This window comes from Caulobacter sp. GW821-FHT09H08, assembly GCF_059415885.1.
The window spans coordinates 122,586-141,695 of sequence record NZ_JBWKOC010000005.1; the positions used below are offsets into that span (position 1 = coordinate 122,586).

Sequence of the window (19,110 nt, forward strand, 5' to 3'; positions counted from 1 at the left end):
TCGAAGCGCGTTTTCGGCGAACGCGGACGCACAATACACGTCAGGCATTTGTCGCGCGCGGTATGCTTGTCTCCTTTTGGGGACGATCGGACGCCAGACTGGAGAGAGCGCGTCTCCTGTCCCTGCGCTCCGCCTTGCGAACGGCGTCTATTCGGCGAAGCTGGTCAGCCCCTCTGGTAGACTAGCTTCGCACCACGCACCGGAAGCCGAGATGGCAGGTGGAGGTGTCGATCGTCTGAGGATGGCGGGCGGCCGGGCGATACCGCTGACAGTAGGATTCCGCGCAGAGGAACGACCCGCCCTTGATCACCTTGCGCGGAATCTTGGTTCCATCCCGCCGGTCGACGCTTTCGGCCTTCGTGCCGCCGCGCGGGTTGGGCGTGGCGCAGCATCCGCCAGACTTCTTCGGCGCGGCCTTGGGAACCGCGTACCAGTCGATCGTCCACTCCCAGACATTGCCGATCATGTCGAACAGGCCATGACCGTTCGGTGGGAACGACCTCACCGGCGAGGTCCCCTCCCAGCCGTCGAGCCGCAGGTTCTCGTGCGGGAAGGCGCCCTGCCAGTAGTTGGCCAACATGCGCCCCTCCGGCGCCAATTCGTCTCCCCAGGCGAACTCCGCATCGACCAGCCCGCCCCGCGCCGCCAGCTCCCATTCGGCCTCGGTCGGCAGAGACTTCCCCGCCCAGGCGGCGTAGGCCTTGGCGTCCTCGAAGGTCACATGCACCACCGGATGGTCGTCCAGGCCCTCGATCGAGCTGCCGGAGCCGAACGGCTGACGCCAAGAGGCCCCGACCTCCATCGTCCACCAGGACAAATCCGCCGAGGGCATCGCTGCAGCCGGGGAGCGGAACACCAGCGACGCCGGCTGGCGCTGCTCCGGCGTCAGGTCGGGATAGGCTCGCGGGTCAGGCGCGCGTTCGGCGGTCGTGACGTGTCCTGTCGCCGCGACGAACCGCGCGAAGTCGGCGTTGGTCACCGGCGCCTCGTCGATCCAGAACGGATCGACCTTCACCCGACGCCGCGGCGCCTCTTCCGGATAGAACCGCTCCGAGCCCATGGTGAACTCGCCGCCCGCGATCCGTTGCATTCTCCGATGATCGGTCATGAAGCCGTTCGACCAAGAATGCGCGCCGACGTCAAACCGGCTCTGGAGACGCCCCTTGGGATCACACCGCTGAAGCGAGGCCGCGCATCGCCGCTTCGGCGACCGGACGCATCAGCTCGTAGCCGACGGTCTGGGGGTGGACGCCGTCCCGGGTGAGGTTGGCGCTCAAGGCATTTTCGCCGTCCGCCAGCACCGCGAAATAGTCGGCGAAGGCCAAGCCGTTCTCGGCCGCGAAGGCGCGAAGCCAGGCGTTCAGCTCGGGAACCCTTCCGCGCGGATCCCGCACCTCGGGCGCCCAGGGCAGAGCGGTGACCGGGGTCAGGCTGCCGAGGACGACGGCGATGTCGTGGGCGCGCGCAAGATCGACCATCGCGCGGATGTTGTTGCGATAGTCGTCCGGCGTGGTGGGACCGGTGTTGCCGGCCACGTCGTTGACGCCGCACATCAGGTGGACCGCGCGCGGCCTCACGGTCACGACGTCGGCCATGAAGCGCAGCAGGATCTGGGCGCTGGTTTGGCCGCTGACGCCTCGGCCGACGATGCCGTTCGTGAACAGGTCGGGCTGGGCGAGCGCCCACATCTCGGTGATGGAGTCGCCGATGAAGACGACCTCGACCGCTTGCCCGGCCAGAGCCGCATTGGCGTCGCGATAGTGGCCTAGCGCGGCGAAATCGTCAGCCTTGCGCTGGGCCTTGATCCGATCGCGGGTGGCGATCCTGTCGGCGTCGCCGAGCATGGCCAGGACGGCGAGGTCCATCTCGCCCGTCGCCAGATAGGCCCGGGCGAAGGCCAGCTCGTCAGCCGAGGCGCCGCCATAGCCCGTCAGGCTGTCGACCATGCCCTTGACCGGGCCGCTCATGCCGCGCGCCCGTAAAGCGTCACGACGCAGGCGCCGCCGAGGCCGAGATTGTGCTGCAGGGCGAAGTCGAGGTTCTCCACCTGCCGCGCGCCGGCGGCGCCGCGCAGTTGCTGGGTCAGCTCGAAACACTGCGCCAGGCCGGTCGCCCCGAGCGGATGTCCCTTGGACAGCAGGCCGCCAGATGGGTTGACGACATGATCGCCGCCATAGGTGTTGCGGCCATCGCGAATGTAGCGCTCCGCCTCGCCCTCCCCGCACAGGCCGAGCGCCTCATAGGAGATCAATTCATTGGCGCTGAAGCAGTCGTGCAGCTCGACGACGCCGATATCCTTCGGCCCGACGCCCGCCTGCTCGTAGACCGACCGGGCCGCCTCGCGGGCCATCTCGTAGCCGACGACGCTCATCATCGAGCGGCCGGCGAAGGTCTCGGCATAGTCGGTCGTCATGGCCTGGCCGAGGATGGCGACGTCCGCCTTCAGGCCGTGACGCGCGGCGAAGGCCGGCGAGACCAGGATGGCGGCCGCCGCCCCGCACGTCGGCGGGCAGGCCTGGTAGCGCGTCAGCGGGCCGTAGAGGTGCTTGGACGCCATCACCTCGTCCAGCGAGATCGGGTCGCGGAATAGCGCCAGGGGGTTGTTGGCGGCGTGCCGGCGCGCCTTGACCGAGATCATGCCGAACACCTCGTCCGGAGCCCCGTAGCGCGACTGGTAGTCCAGGCCGGCGCCGCCGAACTGCTGGGCGACCAGGGGCGAGGCGTCGTCCTTGCCGAGGATCTCCTCCTGCTTGGTCAGGTGATGATCCAGCGTCCGCTTGCGGTCACCGAAGACCGCGCCGAGGGCGCCGGGCATCATCTGCTCGAACCCGAAGGCCAGGACGCAGTCGACCGCGCCGGCCTCGATCATCTGCCGCGCCAGCCACAGGGCCGTCGAGCCGGTCGAGCAGTTGTTGTTGACGTTGACCACCGGGATGCCGGTGGCGCCGACGCGATACAGCGCCGACTGGCCGGCGGTGGAGTCGGCATAGACATAGCCGGCATAGGCCTGCTGGATCAGCTCGTAGCCGACCCCGGCGTCCGCCAGGGCCAGGCGGATGGCCTGTTCGGCCATCACGTCCCAGTCCGCGCTCTGTCCGGGCTTGGCGAACGGGATCATGCCGACGCCTGCGACAAGGGCTCGGGTCATGGAAGGTCTCCGTTGGGTGTCGGGCTCAGGCGGCGCGCAGCCGCTCTGCCGAGGATGTCGGGGAGAGGATGGACTTCACCGTGTCCAGCTTGCGTTCGAGCTCGGCCTGCTTGCCGGCCAGAACCTGGCGAAGGCGGGCTTGACGATCGTCGTCGCACGCCGCCCCCAGGACCCGCCGGATCTCCTCCAGCGAGACGTCGCATCGGCGCAACATGACGATCAGGGAGGCCGTCTCGCATTCTCGCGGATCGAAGACCCTGGCGCCGCTGGCCGCGCGATCAGAGCGCAGCAGGCCGACATCCTCGTAGTGCCGCAGGGCGCGGACGGTGACGCCGGTCATGGCGGCCAGCCGGGAGATGCTGAGCGGCGCGCGATGCGGGCTCATCACGGCTGCGCCAAGGGCTCGGCCGGCGCGTCGTCGGCGACCGCGCGGGGCGCGAAGGCCATGGCGACCCAGTATCCGCCCAGCGAGAGAAATCCGGTGATCACGCCCAGCCAGGTGAGGGTCAGGCCCAGGCCGCTCGGACCTTTGAAGAGGACGGTCATCCAGGCGATGATCCCCGCCGTCACCGGACCGCCGACGAACTTGCCGACGATGGCCAGGGCCGCCAGGCTGGTCGCGCGCTCCTCGTTGGGCAGAAGCACCGCGATGGCCGCGGAGTTGACGAGGTTGACCACCGCGCCGCCGGTCAGCAGGGCGAAGAGCACCCAGGCGAAGCCCGTGACGGTCGGCATGATCGGATAAGCGCTGGCCGGGATGCTGAGGAGGGTGGCGATCACGGCCGGCAACAGGATGCCGCCGCGCATCTTCAGCTTTTGGCCCGCGTCCGCCGCGAAGCCACCGATGACCGAGCCGACGATCCCGGAAGCCAGGATCACCAGCCCCACCCAGCCGCCGAACTGGCCGGGGGACTGGCCGTACTGGCGGACCAGCACTGAGCCCATCCAGAGCGCCGCGGCGCCCTCGGCCAGCGAGCCGGCGAAGTTGCCGACATAGAGCGCGCCGAGGAAATAGCGGCGCTTCCAGAAGGCGCGCAGCGCGGGTTTGAACGCGATCGTCTGCTGCTCCACTTCCTGGCGCGCCGGCTCCCGGATCAATAGGAGCGGGAGAACCAGGATGGCGGCGGCGATGCCGGCGATCAGATGGGTCTCACGCCAGGCGGGCATGCCCTGCACAAACGCCGTCGGGTGCGCGTCCAGCCAACCGAACAGCAGGCCGCCGACGGCGAAGGCCGCGCCCACGCCTGCCCAGGCGCCGATCGACAGCAGCAGCATGGAGCGACCGCGCCGTTCGGGCATGCAGACATCCGCAAGCAGCGACACGACCACCGGGAAGGCGGTGGCGCCGCCCAGGCCCGCGACGAGGCGCGCGGCGAACAACCCGTAGAAGTCATGCACGAAGGCGGTGCCGATCGTGCCCACGGCCCACAACGAGGCCAGGATGATGAGCAGTTTCGCCCGCGTGTAGTGATCCACCAGCCAGGCGATCGGCAGGGACAGGACCGCCGCCGGGATCGCCGTGGCGCTGCCGACGATCATGGCTAGCTGGAAGTCGCTGATCTTCAAGTCGGCCTTGGCCGCTTCCTGCAGCGGGGCCAGTAGGCCGCCGACCGTCAGGGCCGAGAACAGCGTCAGGGTCAGGAGCCAGACGACGCTCCACTTCGTCTTTCGGAAGGCGGTTGCGGGAGCCAGCGGCACGGCGTCGGCTCCATCCGCGGGGGACAGAAGGGTCATTGCGTTTCCTCGGGTCGGGCCATGCCGCGATGGGTCAGGGCCTCGTATGTGAGCTTGCGCGTCACCGCCCTGAACTCAGCGCTGACCGGGTCGGCCATGCGCTGGATCAGGCCGATGAAGGCCAGGTCGTTTTCAGGATCGATCCAGAACCAGGTGCCGCCACCGCCGCCCCAGGCTAGCGTCCCCCTGCCCTCGACGGCGCCGATGGCGGCCGGGTCGAGCACGATGGAAAAGCCGAGACCGAAGCCGAAGGCCGGACCGAACGGCAGCAGACGCGCCGGATTGGAGACGGCCAGGACCGCCTCCGGGATCATGTTGGTCGCCATCAGGTCCACGGTCTCGGCGCGCAGGATACGGACACCGTCCAGTTCGCCCCGGTTCAGGATCATCTGGCAGAAGCGCGCATAGTCCCCGGCCGTCGAAACCAGCCCTCCCCCGCCGAGCAACAGCTCAGGTCGCTTGGTGAAGTCGAGGATCGGGAAATTGAAGGCCGTCACCGCCTCGGCCAGCTTGCCATCCGGTCCGGCGGCGTAGATGGCGGAGAGCCGGTCGCGCTTGTCCTCGGGAACCTGGAAGGCGGTGTCGATCATCTTTAGCGGCGCGAAGATGACGTCGCGCAGATAGCTGTCGAAGGGCTGTCCGGAGATCCGCTCGACCAGGCAGCCCTGGATGTCGCTGGCGATCGAGTAGGCCCACTCCGTTCCCGGCTGGAACATCAGCGGGATATCCGCCGTCCGGGCGATCATCTCGTCGAAGCCGTTCGAACGCAGTACGCCCCTGCCGTGAACCTCGCAATCGACCGAGTGGGCGTCGAACAGGCCGTAGCCGAAGCCGGCGGTGTGGCTCATCACCTCCCGCATGGTCGGCGAGCGGTTCATCGGTTCCGTAGCCATCGCGCCGTCGGCGTCGACGCCCGTGAAGACCCGCAGGCGCTCGAACTCGGGAATGAACCGAGTGACCGGATCGTCGAGGCTCCACAGACCTTGCTCGAACAGGGTCATCAGGGCGACCGAGGTCACCGGCTTGGTCATCGAATAGATGCGGTAAAGGGTGTCGGCGGCGATCGGCTTGCGGGTCTCCAGGTCGGCGACACCGAAGGTGTCGAAGGTCGCGATCCGGCCGTGCCGCAGGAGCAGGATCGCGCCGCCGGCGATCCGTTCAGCGGAGACCATGTCCGCCATGTAGGCGCGGAGCCGGTCCAGTCCGCCCGGGTCGAAGCCCGTGTCCCCGGCCGTGGCCGCGACGTCGAAGCCGCCCGGTCCCTCACTCATCTTGCGAGGCTTGTCGTTCCTGCGCGCGTTCGGCGCAGATCGCGTGGAAGCCGCCGGCCATGAACTTGGCCATCCGCGCCTTCACCGCCTCGAAGTCCTCGGAGCGGCACAGGCCGTCCGACAGCGTGTCGATCCGCCCGGTCCGCGCCAGCGTCATCATCAGGGCGCCCGAAACGAAGTGGTAGCCCCAGAAGATGTCCTCGTCGGGGGTGTTGGGCATGGCCTTGCGCAGCAGGTCGATCAGGCGCCGCACCACCGGGTTCATCAGGCGGTTCATGATCTCCGAGCCCCATTCCGGGGTGTTGGCGACCTGGGCGCCAAGGGCGGCGTAGTTGCGCCAGGGCTCGCCACCCTGGATGTAGGAATCCAGATCGGTGTCGAGATAGGCGTGCAGCGCGCCCTCCACCGTCACCTTACCGTTCACGGACGCCTCGTAGGCGTCCATCGCCTCCATCCGGCGGCCCGAGGTGATCGGCGCCCGGCGCTCCATCACCGCGTCGAAGAGGGCTTTCTTGTCGTCGAAATAGTAGTGCATCAGCGAGGTGTGGACGCCGACCTCATTGGCCACGTCCTTCAGCGTCACGCCGTAGAGGCCGTGCTTGGAGAACAGGCGCTCGGCCGCGTTCAGGATCTGCTCGTGCGTCTCCGCCCGCTGCTCGGCCTTCGAGCGGCGCGGCGCGGCCGCAGGCTTCTTGGCCTTGGCTGTCGCTGGCGAAGCCGGCGTCGCGGGGGATTTACCGGCGCGAGGAGATTTGGAAGCCGCCATCAGTCCTGTCCGTAGAGGGCGCGCAGCCGCGCCTTGTCGATCTTGCCGGTGGCCGCCAAGGGCATGACGTCCACACGTTGAATGCGATCGGGGATCCACCAGTCGGCGACTCGCCCCCTGATCGCGGCCTTGATATCCGCGTCCGCGACGGGTTCGCGCAACTCGACCACCAGGACCGGACGTTCGCCCCACTTGGCGTCAGGCCGCCCGATCACGGCCGCCAGGGACACCGCGTCGAGCGCGCCCACGAACTGCTCGATCTCGACGGGATTGATCCACTCGCCGCCGGACTTGATCAGGTCCTTGGACCGCCCGGCGATCGTAAGGGCGCCGGTGTCGTCGATGGAGGCGAGATCGCCGGTGTCGAACCAACCTTCGGCGTCCACGGCCACCTGTGGAGCGCCGAGATAGCGGTTCACCACGCTGGCGCCGCGCACCTTTAGGTGGCCGACCACGTTCCGCTGCTCCGGCAGCACCGCCCCATCGGCGTCGGTCAGCAGCAGGTCCAGGCCGACAGAGCCTCGCCCCGAAGCCAAAGCGGGCTCGGCCGGGTCCGAAAGGGTGCCCGTCGGCGACAGTTCGGTCATGCCCCAGCTGGTCTGGACGCGGACGCCCAGCGTCTGCTCCAGCCGGTTCATCAGGCTTTCGGGGCAACCCGAGCCCCCGAGCACGATCCGCTCCAGGCTGGGCACGCCCTCGCCGCTCAACTCGACATGCTCCACCAGGCCCAGCCAGACAGTCGGGACACCGGCCGTCACGGTCACGCCCTCCTCGCGGATCAGACGGGCCAGGCGCGGGCCGTCGGTGACGCGGCCGGGCAGGACCAGCTTGGCGCCCACCGCCGGGGCCGAAAACGGGAAGCCCCAGGCGTTGGCATGGAACATCGGCACGGCCACCAGCACGGTATCGCTGCGGGTCAGGGCCAAGGCGTCGGCCATCACCGAGCGCAGGGTCACCAGATAGTTGGACCGGTGGGTGTAGACGACACCCTTGGGCGCGCCGGTGGTGCCGGATGTGAAGCACAGGCCGGCCGGCGTGCGCTCGTCGAAGCCGCCCCAAGCCTGCGAAGACCCGGAGGCCACGAGATGTTCATGGTCGAGGGTGTTCGAGTTAGCGGCGGGGCGTTCGTCCAGGGCGACCAGAGTCAGGCCAAGACGCAGGACCGATATCTCCTCGGCGAGCCGAGACAGGCCGGCGCCGTAGGCCAGGACGCTCGCTTCGGACTGCTCCAGCATCGAGACAAGTTGCGCAGCGGTCAGGCGCGGGTTCAGCGTGTGGCAGACCATGCCAACACCCATGGCGGCATACCACATCTCCATGTGCGGTCGGGTGTTCCAGGCCAGGGTAGCGACGACGTCGCCCTGCTCCAGGCCCAGGTCTTTGAGCGCCCCGGACAGACATCGGCTGCGGTTGAGTACTTCGGCATAGGTCAGGCGGCTGACCTCGCCCTCGATGTCGCAGGAGACGACTTCGGTATTGGGGTGCCAGCGGGCGGCGTGGACCAGGAACTTGTCGACGGTCAGGTCGTAGGTCTGCATCCCGTCGCTCATCGCCGCGAGCGGACGCTGGCGTTCTGTGACGGCGCCTTCGGACGTGTGGTCGAAATAGGGTTGCAGGGTCATTTCAGCTTTCAACGGTAAGGCGCAGCTTCGCGGAGGAAAAGTCAGGGGCGGGCCGAAACCCGCCCCCTAAGGCGGCCGGGAAGTCGGGGGATTAGAAGCTCCGCGTCAGGCGGACGCCGTACTGCCGAGGCGGACCGGCGTAGCGCATGCCGGCCTTGACCGAGCCGATGTACTCAAGGTCGCCGAGGTTGGTCGAATAGGCCTGCAGCCTCCAGTCGCCGGTCTCGTAGGTCAGCTGGGCGTTGACGATATCGCGCTTGGCCAGGTGGTCGCCGAGCGTCGGGTTGGCGAAGATCGTCGTCCACGTGTCGGAGATGTGGCTGTAGTCGATACGCGGCGTCAGCGTGCCGGCGCCCAGGTGGAAGTCGTATTCCAGGCCGAGGCTGAAGGTGACTTCCGGTGCATAGGTCTGGGCGTTGCCGCCGACGTTCACGCAGTTGCCCGTCGCCGGCCCGCCCCTGGCGTCGCACAGCCCGGTCCGCGTCCGGCGCGGATCGGCGGCGTAGAAGTCGCCCAGCTTGGAGTGCGCCAGGCTGAGACCCACATCCAGGCCCAGGTTGCCGAAGCGCCCCTGCGCCGAGGCCTCAAAGCCGTAGATCTTGGTGTCGCCGGTCACGTTCAGGATCGAGTTGATCGAGGGCGTGGTCGGGTCGCCGATGATGATCTGGAAGTTCTTGTAGATGTTGTAGTAGGCGCCCAGCTGGGTGCGCAGGCGCCCGCCCATCAGCGTCGACTTCCAGCCCGCCTCGATGTCGGTGACGTTCTCGCCCTTGAACGGCTTGGGCGGCACGAAGGCCAGGTTCACGCCGTTCAGACCGCCGGCCTTATGGCCGCGCGCGACGAAACCGTAGAGGAAGTTGTCGTCGTCGAGCGTGTAGTTCAGGGCGATCTTGCCGGTGACCGCGTTCTCCTCGTAGCGGTCCTTCTGAGTCAGGCTGAGACCCAGCAGCGGCGCCGAGCTGACCGCGTCGTTGACGACGGTCGAGTGCGTGTAGCGAGCCCCTGCCTGGAGCTCCAGCTTATCGCTCAGGTCATAGCTGATTTGCCCGAAGCCGGCGGTCGTCGTCTTGGGATTTCGGCCCTGCAGATAGAGGGCGTAGATGATGGGCAGGGTCGCCGACACATATTGGGTCGTGACGAACTGGTTCGGCGGGAAAGTGATCTTGTCGTCCTGGTAGTAGGCGCCGACCACCCACTTCAGCGGGCCGGTGTCCGGCGAGATCAGGTTGAATTCCTGCGACAGCAGACGCTGCTTGCTCTCACCGTAGTAGGTGAACGGCAGGGTCGCCGTGCCATCGGTGTCGGCCCGGACCATGGTCGTGCCGTACTGCGCGCCGGAGATCGACCGCAGGGTGACGCCATTGTCGAAGACGTAGCTGGCGTTCAGCACCGTGCGCGAGGTCTCGTCGGCGGCGGCATAGGGGCCGTTCGTCGCGATGGTGTGCAGCGGCAGCGGCGAGAAGACCGGGCTGATCGGATAGCCGCCCATGTCGTGGTCGGTGTAGTCGCTCTTCAGCAGCACCCGCACCTTGTCGTTCGGCGTCCACAGCAGGCTGCCGCGAATGCTCTTGGTGTCGAGCTCGCCCGGCTTGCCGCTGGTCGTCGGCGTGCCCAGGATCTTGAAGAAGCTGTCGCGGGTCTCCCGGTTGAAGGCGATGCGCCCGGCCAGGTGTTCGCCCAGCGGGATGTTGACCGAACCCTGCACCCGGAAGTCGTCATAGTTGCCGACTTGGCCGGTCACATAGCCGCTGAAACCGCCCATGTCGGGGTTGCGCTCGGTGATGAAGACCGCGCCGCCGGTGGCGTTCTGACCGGCGAAGGTGCCCTGCGGGCCGCGCAGCACCTCGACGCTCTGGATGTCGTAGAAGGGCTCGTTCTGGAAGTAGGCGGGGAACACCGCCACGCCGTCGCGATAGGTGATGACACCGACGCCGATGGACGAGCTGTTCTCGGTCTTGCCGATGCCGCGGATGTTGAAGCTGTTGCCCTGGCCGGAGTTCTGGACCGTCACCGACGGCATTGAGAACTGCAGGGTCTCGATATTGCTGACCCCCTTGCTTTGCAGCTCCTCGCCGCTCAGCACGGCGGCCGCGACGGCGGTCGTCTGGAGGTTGGTCGTGCGACGTTCGGCGGTGACCACCACCTCGCCCAGCACGGCGCTCTGCGGGTCCTGCGCGGTGGGCGCGGCCTGCTGAGCGTGAGCCGCGCCGCACCAGAGCAGCGCGACGGCGGACGTCGAAATCAAGAAGCTGCGGCCCATTCGGGTCCCCCTGTTCCTATGCGTTTCCTCAGCGATCTCCGTCGCTACCCCTTGATGGTTTTCACCGATTTGGCCCCACGTCAACATTCATTCAATCGCGAATGAATATCTTGCATTTGCCACGAGACGGGATGAGGGTGAGCGTCAAAGCGGCGGCCCGAGAGGGTGGACAAGCCGCGCCAAGGGAGAGTGGAATGCGTTACCTGGAACGCGGCGGCGTGCGCCTGGCCTGGAACGAGAGCGGCTCGGGAACGCCGATCCTGCTGATCATGGGCCACCGCTACAGCTCGGCCATGTGGTACCCCGTGTTCGAGGGGCTGGGCGACCGTTACCGCCTGATCTGGTTCGACAATCAGGGTACGGGACAGAGCGGCGCGCGTAGGCGCACCAGCGTTCGGGAGATGGCCGATGACGCCCTGGCCGTGCTGGACGCGGCCGGCGTCGATAGCGCTCACGTCTACGGCGTCTCGATGGGTGGCGGCATCGCCCTGGAGTTCGGCCTTCGCCACCCCGACCGCACGCGCTCGCTGATCCTCGGCTGCACCATGGCCAAGACGCCGGAATTCGCCGCCAAGCGCAGTTGGCTGCACTGGGTGATCTATCACCTGCCGACACCGATCCTGAAGGCGCTGAGCTCCAAGAAATACAATCGCGGCTATGGTGACGCGGCGCCCGAGGACCGGATCCAGAGCGACGTGGCGCGGCTGGCGAAGGACCCGTTCAGCCGGAAGGGCGTGTGGGCCCAGGCCAAGGCCATTTCCGACTATTCAGTCGAGCCGGCCGACGTCCAGGCGCTGACGAAGCCGGCCCTGGTGCTGCACGGCACGCAGGATCTGGCGGTACCCTACGATCAGGGCAAGCGGCTTTCCGAACTGCTACCGGATGCGCGCCTGGTGACCTTCGAGGACACTGGCCACAACTACTTCGTCGCCCATGGCGACCGCGCCAACGCCGAAGTCGAGCGTTTCATCGCCGAGGTCGAGCAGAAGCGATGAGCGGACGCCGCACGATCGCCCTCGACCGCTGGACCGTCCACGACGTCGATCCCGGCGCGGGCGCCCCCTCCCCGCCAGCCGACGTCGGGATGATCGTCTCGGCGCCCGGCGACACCTACCAGGCCCTCGTTGCGGCCGGCCGCCTGGAGCATCCGTTCGAGGCCCGCAACGAAGCCGACGCCGCCTGGGTTCGCGACCGCGAGTGGTGGTGGCGCACCAGCTTCGTCGCCCCCGACTGGAGCACGGACGAGGACATCGACCTGGCGTTCGAGGGGCTGGACACCTTCGCGGAGATCTTCCTGGACGGCGTGTCCCTGGGCCGCGCCGACAACATGTTCCACGGTTGGCGCTACGCTCTGGCCGAGCGCGTGACGCCGGGCGCGACGCACCAGCTGGCGATCCGCTTCGATCCCACCGCCAAGGCGCTGGAAGGGCGAGTTCCGCCTCCGCCTTGGGCCGCCTTCACCGACCGCATCAGCCGCTCGAAGCGCAATCTGATGCGCAAGGCCCAGTTCGGCTGGGGCTGGGACTGGGGTCCCGACCTGCCCACGGTCGGCCTCTGGAAGCCGGCGGCGATCGAGGTCCGGCCGCGCCGACGCATCAGCGACGCCCTCTTCGCCATCCATTCGCTCTCGGAAGCGCGCGTGGGGGCCTCCGTCGAGGTCGAGTTCAGCGACGCCGTTGCTGGCCGCAGCGTCCAGATCCTGCTCACAGATCCCGAAGGCGCCGTGGTGCTGGATCAGCGCGCGCAAGCCGACGGTCCCATTGCCGTCGCCATCGACCAGCCGCAGCTCTGGTGGACCGCCGACCTTGGCGACCAGCCGCTCTACGGCCTCCATGTGCGCTTGCTCGACGGCGACCGTGTGGTGGACGAGGTCCAGCGCCGCGTCGGCCTGCGCACCATCGCGCTGGACCAGTCCCCCGATCCGGACGAGCCGGGCGCGACCTTCTTCCGCTTCGTGCTGAACGGACAGCCGATCTTCGCCAAGGGCGCCTGCTGGGTCCCCTCGACCTCGTTCGTCGCTGATGTCGACAAAGTGGCCTACACGCGCCTGATCGACCAGACGGTCGGCGCCAACATGAACATGATGCGGGTCTGGGGCGGCGGGATCTACGAGCCGGACCTGTTCTACGACCTCTGCGACGAGAAGGGTGTGCTGGTCTGGCAGGACTTCATGTTCGCCTGCGCCCCATACCCCGACGATGCGCCCTTCATCGCCGCCGTGCGGGCCGAAGCCGACGAGCAGGTGCGCCGCCTGCGCCACCATCCGTGCCTCGCCCTCTGGTGCGGCAACAACGAGAACCAGGCCATCCACCGCATCAATGTCGACGTCTCAGGCGTCGACACGCCCCTGCCCGGCGCGATCCTCTATGACCAGGTGCTGCCGAGCCTGCTGGCGGCACTGGATCCCGGCACGCCCTATTGGCCCGGCAGCCCCTGGGGCGGCGCCAATCCCAACGGGATGAAGGCCGGCGACGTCCACGACTGGACGGTCTGGCACGGCGTGCCGCCCATCCCGGACGACCACATGATCGAGCCGTTCGGCTTCGCGCCGGACAAGATCGGCTACCAGCGCTACGCCGAGGACACCGGCCGCTTCATCAGCGAGTTCGGCATCCAGGCCGCGCCCGCGCTGGAGACGCTCAAGCGCTGGATGGATCCCTCCGATCTGTCGCCCGACAGCGAAGGCTTCGAGCAGCGGATCAAGGACGAGGCCCGCAAGGCCCTGGCCATGATCGATCCGGTCACCGGTCCGCCGGCGACGATCGAGGACTATGTCGACTTCACCCAGTGGACCCAGGCCGAGGGCCTGAAGTTCGGCATCGAACACTTCCGACGCCGCCGGCCACACTGCTCCGGCGCCCTCATCTGGCAGTTCAACGACTGCTGGCCCTGCGTCAGCTGGAGCCTGGTCGACTACGACGGCGTCGAGAAAGCGGCCTACCACGCCGTCCGCCGCGCCTTCGCCCCCGTCCTGGCGTCGTTCAAGACGGCCGCCGACGGCGCCATCGAACTCTGGATCACCAACGACACGCGCGATCCCGTTCAAGGTGATGTCACGATCTCGCTCGAAGGCTTCGACGGCGTCGCTGCTCAACGCTGGACGGTCGCCTATGAGGCGCCCGCGAACGGTCACGCCATGGTTTGGCGCGCCACCTTCCCCTCCACGCGCGATCGCTTGCTACGCGCGCAGTCCGTCGCCGGCGCATTCGAACCGGCTCGACACCTCTTCGCCCCCATCAAGGACCTGGAGCTCACCGGCGACCGTCCGCGCGTTACGGTGTCGCGCTTGAGCCCCTGCGCCCTCCGCATCGCGCTTGAGGCTTCAGCCTGGCTGCCGTTCACCCATCTGACCTCGCCTCGGCCCGATCTTCGCTACAGCGACAACTACTTCGACATCTTCCCCGGAGAGCGCCGCACGATCGAGATCACCTCGACGATCCCGTTTGGAGCGTCCGACCTGCAGGCCTCGTGGTGGCGAAGCGGCGGCGCCGCGCGGGAACCCGTTTCGATCGCCCTATTGCAGGACCCAAACGCGAACTTCTGACCCCTTCGTGCTTCTCGCCTTGGCGTCGAGGCTACGCTCGGCCAGCCTGCAAGCGTTCGCCCTTCTAAAGCGCGCCCAGCGCCGCTAGAGGAAGCGTGGCTAGGCCTGGGGACGCTTGGGGAAGGTATGCATCAGCACCGGCGTCATCGGCGGCCTTGGACGCATCTCGTCATCCTGGCGATGATAGCGGTCACAGGGCGCGCCCACGCCACGGGCGCTTACGTCGATCTCCGCGCTGGCGCGCTGCAGGACGCGCTGATCGAACTGGCCCGCGAAAGCGGCGCCGATATCCTCTACTCGGCGGACCTCGTCCGCGGGAGGCGATCGCCGACCGTCAAGGGGCGGCTCACCACCGAGCAGGCTGTCGCGCAGCTGCTGCTTGGGACCGGCGTCGGGTACCGGATCACATCGGACGGGGTGTTCGTCCTCTTCACGCTGCCCAAGCCGGAGATCGCCGATCCCGGCGACGGCGCCATCTCGGAAGTGCTGGTGCTGGGCCGGCGCACCCAGAACGCCGACATCCGCCGCACCGAGAACGACATCCAGCCCTACAAGGTCTTCGGCCCGCGCAACCTGGCCGTCGCGGCCCAGGACAATATCGACCAGTTCCTGCGCGAGCGATTGCCCACCGACGGCCAGGTGATCTCGCCCAGCCAGTACGTAAACAGCGCCGCCGGGACGAACTCGGCGATCGATCTGCGCGGCATCGGCCTGCAAAGGACCCTGGTGCTGGTTGACGGACGACGCCTGCCCAGCCTGCCCTCGCGGACGGCCGGACTGGAGCAGAGCGACGTCAACGCCATCCCGCTGGGCGTGGTCGAGCGGATCGAGACGCTGACCGCCACGGCCGGCGGCATCCACGGCCCGACGGCCATCGGCGGCGTGGTCAACCTGGTGCTGAAGCGCGACTATCGCGGCGCGGACTTCACGGTCGTCTCGGGGATTTCCAGCCGCGGCGACGCCGGTCGGGGCAGGATCGAGGGCCGGATCGGCTTCACACCGGATCATGGGCGCACGGACATCATGCTGGCGGCGTCCTACACGGCGGCGCAACGGCTCACCGTCGGTCAACGCGACTACGCCCGCCGATCCCTGGAGTGGCAGGCCCAGAACAATCCGGCCGAGTTTCTGACCCAGCAACGTCCCGTCAACGCGATCACCGTCCGCACCGCCCAGGGCGAGCCGCTGCAGTTGGACGCCGCCTATGGCGGAACCGTGCTGAACGGCAGCTACACGTTCCTGCCGATCGATTTTTACGGGACCGAGCAGGAAAAGACCGCCCTACTGGCCGCCAACGCCGGTCGCTTGCCCACCGACCCGGCGGGCGACGACACCTCGCTGGTCTCGACGCCGACGACCTACTCCGTCCTGTTCAGCGTCCGCCATCGGCTCAGCGACGGGATCGAGGTCTTCGCCGACGGGTTCGACCTCCATGACGCGGGCCGGACCGAAACGCCTCGAGCGCCCGGTTTTCGAAGCCTGAGCAATGGTACGGCGACGGGCAATCCGTTCGTCAACGCGGTCTATTTCTACTTTCCCGTGCCGGATCTGGTGGACCACAGGTCGGTCACGGTCGATGTAAGTCGCGCGACCGCCGGCCTCATCGCCGCCCTCCCCGGCCGTTGGCAGGCGTCCGCCGACTATACCGTGGGCCGTGCGCTGCTGGACTCCCGGAGCGAAGGCCTGACCATCACCTCCAGCATCGCCAACGCCCTGTCGAACGGCTTTGCCGGCGCCCGCGGCCAGACCCCGGTGATCCCGCTCGGGGACTTTTCGACGTTGCAGTCGGCGGCCCTGGCTTACGCCGCGCCGTTCTCCAACCGCAATCGGCTGGTCACGCAGTACAGCAGCGGCGCTCTCCGCGCGGCGGGACCGGTGCTTGCCCTTCCAGGCGGCCCGCTCACCGCGACGCTCTTGGTGGAAACCCGCCGTGAACGCATGCCCGAGGCGGAGTACGTCTCGACCACGGACGCCGGGACGACCATCCTCCCCTCCTCCGACCGGATCCAGCGCGTGACTTCGGGCTATGTCGAGATACGCGCCCCTCTCGTATCGCGCGACGCCCGTTTCACCCCGGCGCGCGGCCTGGAACTGCAGCTGGCTATCCGCCGCGACGACGTTCGGACCACCTTCCCGGACACGGTTTTGACGGGTGTCTCCAACGCCCAAGTCCGCGCCACCGTCCAACGCCGGGCGGACGTCTTCACCCTGGGCGTCCGCAGTTTCCCCGCCGACTGGCTGCTGCTGCGGGCCAGCGCGGCGACGGGCGAGACGCCCGCCGACATCACCCAGCTCCAGGAACTCGGCATCCTGGCGACGAGCACGGCCATCTATCCCTACAACGACCCCAAGCGCGGCGGCCGTCCCATCGTCGCCGACGGCCCCTTCGCCATGGGTCAGCGCGGTTGGCACGGCATCGGCCAGGAGAAGGGCCTGACCCAATCGGTCGGTCTGGTGCTCAACCCCTCGGGACGGGCCGGTCCGCGCCTGTCGATCGATGCCTCCCGGATCGAAATCCGCGACGAGGTCGGCGCATCCGGCCTGATGCCGCAACGCGTGATCGACGAAGAGGAGCGCTATCCCGGCCGCGTCGTCCGCGCACCGCTGACCCCAGCAGACGCCGCTCTGGGCTACACCGTCGGCCGGATCGTCGCCCTGTACATCGGACAGGGAAACGTCGGACGAACCGTGGCCGAGACGGTCGACGCCCAGCTCGACTGGCGTCTGCCGTCGCTTTTCGATGGCGAAACCGTGCTCTACGGCGCGGCGACCTGGCAGCCGACCTTGAGGTCAAGACGCAGGCCGGACCTGGCGTGGCTGGACCGTATCGGCTACCGGGACGGTCCGTTGGAATGGCGCGGCAATGCGGGACTGCAATGGACGCGCGGTCCATTGCTCTTGGATCTGAACGCCCAATATCTCGACCGATCCAGCCCGCGCTGGTCGGCCTACAGCGTGGTGCTGGCCCAGACCACCGCCCGCAATCAGGCGCGGTCCTACATCCCATCGCGGGTCTATCTGGACCTGACGGCGCATCGGCGGTTCGATTTCGGGACCGACCACAGGCTGCGCTCGCTGGATGTGCGGCTAGCGGTGCAGAACCTGTTGGACACCACCCCGCCCATCGTCGCGGACCCCAACCACATGGGCTACGACTATCGCGGCGACCCTCGTCGGCGGCGCTTCGAGCTGGCGCTCTCAAGTCATTTCTAGGCCTCGCCGCCCCTCGTACGGGTTCCCTGAACGCCTGCGTTTTCCCTGATGAGGGCGTCCGCCGGACGCCTGGACGCGGTCGATTCCGCGCCCGTTCGGAGGACCGCAGATGCTCAAGCTCGCCCCGGCCGCCCTGGCGGCGGCCCTATTCCTTTCATCCTCCGCCCTGGCGCAGGTCAAACCCTTCCCGGCCGAGTTCAAGACCCAGGAGATCGCCACCAACGGCGTGACGATCCACGTCCGGGTCGGCGGCAAGGGTCCAGCCGTGGTGCTGCTGCACGGCTACGGCGAGACCGGCGACATGTGGGAGCCGATGGCCGCCGACCTCGCCAAGGACCACACGGTGATCGTGCCCGACCTGCGGGGCCTTGGCCTGTCGTCCAAGCCCGCCTCCGGCGGCTACGACAAGAAGACCCAGGGCCAGGACGTGGCCGGCGTGCTCGACGCCCTGAAGATCGCCAAGGCTGATCTCGTCACACACGACATCGGCAACATGGTTGGCTACGCCTTCGCCGCCGAACACCGCGACCGGATCGGCCGCTTCGTGCTGATCGACGCGCCGCTGCCAGGCGTCGGCCCGTGGGAGGAGATCCTCAAGAACCCGCTGCTGTGGCACTTCCGGTTCGGCGGACCGGACATGGAGCGCCTGGTCGCCGGCCGCGAGCGCATCTATCTCGACCGCTTCTGGAACGAGTTCTCGGCCACGCCGGCCCGCTTCACGGAAGCCTCACGCCAGCACTACGCCAAGCTCTACGCCCAGCCCGGCGCCATGCACGGCGGGTTCTCGCAGTTCGCCGCCTTCGACCAGGACGCCGTCGACAACAAGGCCTTCGTGGCGGAGGGCAAGCTGACCATGCCGGTGCTGGCCCTGGGCGGCGAGAAGTCGTTCGGGCCGATGATGGCGACCGTGATGCGCTTCGCCGCCAGCGACGTCACCGAGGGCGTGGTGCCCGACTCCGGTCACTGGATCATGGAGGAAAACCCCAAGGCCACGGTGAAGATGGTCCGCGACTTCCTGGAAGCCAAACCATGAGCCGCCGCCTCGCCTTCGCAAGCCTCGCGCTCGTACTGGCTGCGGTCACGAGCGGCGCCTCGGCCCAGGACCGCCTGCTGCGGCTGACTCCGTCCGAGATCGCGGCCCTCGACCAGGGCGGCGCCGGGGTCGGCACGTCCGGCGTCGCAGGTATTCGTACGACGATCCTCTACGGCGACCCGACGAAGCCCGGCCCCTACACGATCGCCCTGCGCGCCCCGCCCAACGTCCGGATCGCCGCTCACAGTCATCGCGACGACCGCACCGCCGTGGTGATCGCCGGCGTCTGGCGCTTCGGCTACGGGCGCAAGGCGGACGAGACCCTGGCCAAGACCCTGCCGCCGGGCGGCTTCTATAGCGAGCCCGCCGGAGTCGAGCATTTCGCCATGACTGGCCCCGAAGGCGCGACCGTCTACATTTCGGGCTTCGGCCCGACGAGCACCGACTATGTCGAGGCGGCCAACACGCCCAAACCCTGAGCGCAAGCGGGAGCAAGGCGGACCGCCCTGCTCCCGCCTC

Annotated in this window: 14 protein-coding genes; 5 read left to right on the forward strand and 9 right to left on the reverse strand. The window is 68.1% G+C overall.

Translation table 11 applies throughout. The features are described from left to right. Window positions 1-181: 181 nt before the first annotated feature. From AC07NN_RS18480 to AC07NN_RS18520, 9 genes are all read right to left on the reverse strand, one after another. A complete protein-coding gene (locus AC07NN_RS18480) occupies window positions 182-1,090 on the reverse strand; it encodes a formylglycine-generating enzyme family protein (protein WP_494644261.1) in 909 nt (302 codons plus the stop codon). A 79-nt stretch (window positions 1,091-1,169) separates the two neighbouring features. Next, a complete protein-coding gene (locus tag AC07NN_RS18485; protein ID WP_494644265.1) occupies window positions 1,170-1,967 on the reverse strand; it encodes a GDSL-type esterase/lipase family protein in 798 nt (265 codons plus the stop codon). After that, window positions 1,964-3,148 carry a lipid-transfer protein gene (locus AC07NN_RS18490; protein ID WP_494644276.1) on the reverse strand — a complete coding sequence of 395 codons (1,185 nt, stop codon included), beginning with the start codon at window positions 3,146-3,148 and terminating at the stop codon, window positions 1,964-1,966. Before AC07NN_RS18490 ends, AC07NN_RS18485 begins: the two co-directional genes overlap by 4 nt. Window positions 3,149-3,173: 25 nt before the next feature. Next, on the reverse strand, window positions 3,174-3,533 hold the full coding sequence (locus AC07NN_RS18495; protein WP_494644285.1) for a MerR family transcriptional regulator: 360 nt from the start codon (window positions 3,531-3,533) through the stop codon (window positions 3,174-3,176). Continuing rightward, window positions 3,533-4,882, reverse strand: a complete 1,350-nt coding sequence (locus AC07NN_RS18500) for an MFS transporter (protein WP_494644295.1) — start codon at window positions 4,880-4,882, stop codon at window positions 3,533-3,535. Before AC07NN_RS18500 ends, AC07NN_RS18495 begins: the two co-directional genes overlap by 1 nt. Next, entirely contained in the window at window positions 4,879-6,153 is a 1,275-nt protein-coding gene (locus tag AC07NN_RS18505; RefSeq protein ID WP_494644298.1) for a serine hydrolase domain-containing protein, read from the reverse strand. Before AC07NN_RS18505 ends, AC07NN_RS18500 begins: the two co-directional genes overlap by 4 nt. Beyond that, window positions 6,146-6,919, reverse strand: a complete 774-nt coding sequence (locus AC07NN_RS18510; protein ID WP_494644300.1) for a TetR/AcrR family transcriptional regulator — start codon at window positions 6,917-6,919, stop codon at window positions 6,146-6,148. Before AC07NN_RS18510 ends, AC07NN_RS18505 begins: the two co-directional genes overlap by 8 nt. After that, window positions 6,919-8,541, reverse strand: a complete 1,623-nt coding sequence (locus tag AC07NN_RS18515) for an AMP-binding protein (protein ID WP_494644302.1) — start codon at window positions 8,539-8,541, stop codon at window positions 6,919-6,921. The genes AC07NN_RS18510 and AC07NN_RS18515 overlap by 1 nt, the downstream gene beginning before the upstream one ends. A 91-nt stretch (window positions 8,542-8,632) precedes the next feature. Then, a complete protein-coding gene (locus AC07NN_RS18520; RefSeq protein WP_494644304.1) occupies window positions 8,633-10,801 on the reverse strand; it encodes a TonB-dependent receptor in 2,169 nt (722 codons plus the stop codon). 194 nt (window positions 10,802-10,995) lie between these two features. Here AC07NN_RS18520 and AC07NN_RS18525 point away from each other — a divergent pair, with 194 nt between their 5' ends. The 5 genes from AC07NN_RS18525 to AC07NN_RS18545 all read left to right on the forward strand — a co-directional run bounded on the left by AC07NN_RS18525 (window position 10,996) and on the right by AC07NN_RS18545 (window position 19,070). Beyond that, a complete protein-coding gene (locus AC07NN_RS18525; protein WP_494644307.1) occupies window positions 10,996-11,796 on the forward strand; it encodes an alpha/beta fold hydrolase in 801 nt (266 codons plus the stop codon). Then, entirely contained in the window at window positions 11,793-14,345 is a 2,553-nt protein-coding gene (locus tag AC07NN_RS18530; RefSeq protein WP_494644309.1) for a beta-mannosidase, read from the forward strand. Before AC07NN_RS18525 ends, AC07NN_RS18530 begins: the two co-directional genes overlap by 4 nt. Before the next feature lie 126 nt (window positions 14,346-14,471). Then, complete coding sequence (locus AC07NN_RS18535; RefSeq protein WP_494644311.1) at window positions 14,472-17,558, forward strand: TonB-dependent receptor; 3,087 nt, start codon at window positions 14,472-14,474, stop codon at window positions 17,556-17,558. A 109-nt stretch (window positions 17,559-17,667) separates the two neighbouring features. Then, window positions 17,668-18,591 (forward strand): alpha/beta fold hydrolase, encoded by a 924-nt coding sequence (locus AC07NN_RS18540; RefSeq protein WP_494644316.1) that lies wholly within the window; start codon window positions 17,668-17,670, stop codon window positions 18,589-18,591. After that, window positions 18,588-19,070 carry a cupin domain-containing protein gene (locus AC07NN_RS18545; RefSeq protein ID WP_494644318.1) on the forward strand — a complete coding sequence of 161 codons (483 nt, stop codon included), beginning with the start codon at window positions 18,588-18,590 and terminating at the stop codon, window positions 19,068-19,070. The genes AC07NN_RS18540 and AC07NN_RS18545 overlap by 4 nt, the downstream gene beginning before the upstream one ends. Window positions 19,071-19,110: the final 40 nt, after the last annotated feature.

Bases quoted from the DNA above. Each gene is read 5' to 3' on its own strand.
- AC07NN_RS18480 (WP_494644261.1), bottom strand. From the start codon at position 1,090: ATGCAACGGATCGCGGGCGGCGAGTTCACCATGGGCTCGGAGCGGTTC.
- AC07NN_RS18485 (WP_494644265.1), bottom strand. From the start codon at position 1,967: ATGAGCGGCCCGGTCAAGGGCATGGTCGACAGCCTGACGGGCTATGGC.
- AC07NN_RS18490 (WP_494644276.1), bottom strand. From the start codon at position 3,148: ATGACCCGAGCCCTTGTCGCAGGCGTCGGCATGATCCCGTTCGCCAAG.
- AC07NN_RS18495 (WP_494644285.1), bottom strand. From the start codon at position 3,533: ATGAGCCCGCATCGCGCGCCGCTCAGCATCTCCCGGCTGGCCGCCATG.
- AC07NN_RS18500 (WP_494644295.1), bottom strand. From the start codon at position 4,882: ATGACCCTTCTGTCCCCCGCGGATGGAGCCGACGCCGTGCCGCTGGCT.
- AC07NN_RS18505 (WP_494644298.1), bottom strand. From the start codon at position 6,153: ATGAGTGAGGGACCGGGCGGCTTCGACGTCGCGGCCACGGCCGGGGAC.
- AC07NN_RS18510 (WP_494644300.1), bottom strand. From the start codon at position 6,919: ATGGCGGCTTCCAAATCTCCTCGCGCCGGTAAATCCCCCGCGACGCCG.
- AC07NN_RS18515 (WP_494644302.1), bottom strand. From the start codon at position 8,541: ATGACCCTGCAACCCTATTTCGACCACACGTCCGAAGGCGCCGTCACA.
- AC07NN_RS18520 (WP_494644304.1), bottom strand. From the start codon at position 10,801: ATGGGCCGCAGCTTCTTGATTTCGACGTCCGCCGTCGCGCTGCTCTGG.
- AC07NN_RS18525 (WP_494644307.1), top strand. From the start codon at position 10,996: ATGCGTTACCTGGAACGCGGCGGCGTGCGCCTGGCCTGGAACGAGAGC.
- AC07NN_RS18530 (WP_494644309.1), top strand. From the start codon at position 11,793: ATGAGCGGACGCCGCACGATCGCCCTCGACCGCTGGACCGTCCACGAC.
- AC07NN_RS18535 (WP_494644311.1), top strand. From the start codon at position 14,472: ATGCATCAGCACCGGCGTCATCGGCGGCCTTGGACGCATCTCGTCATC.
- AC07NN_RS18540 (WP_494644316.1), top strand. From the start codon at position 17,668: ATGCTCAAGCTCGCCCCGGCCGCCCTGGCGGCGGCCCTATTCCTTTCA.
- AC07NN_RS18545 (WP_494644318.1), top strand. From the start codon at position 18,588: ATGAGCCGCCGCCTCGCCTTCGCAAGCCTCGCGCTCGTACTGGCTGCG.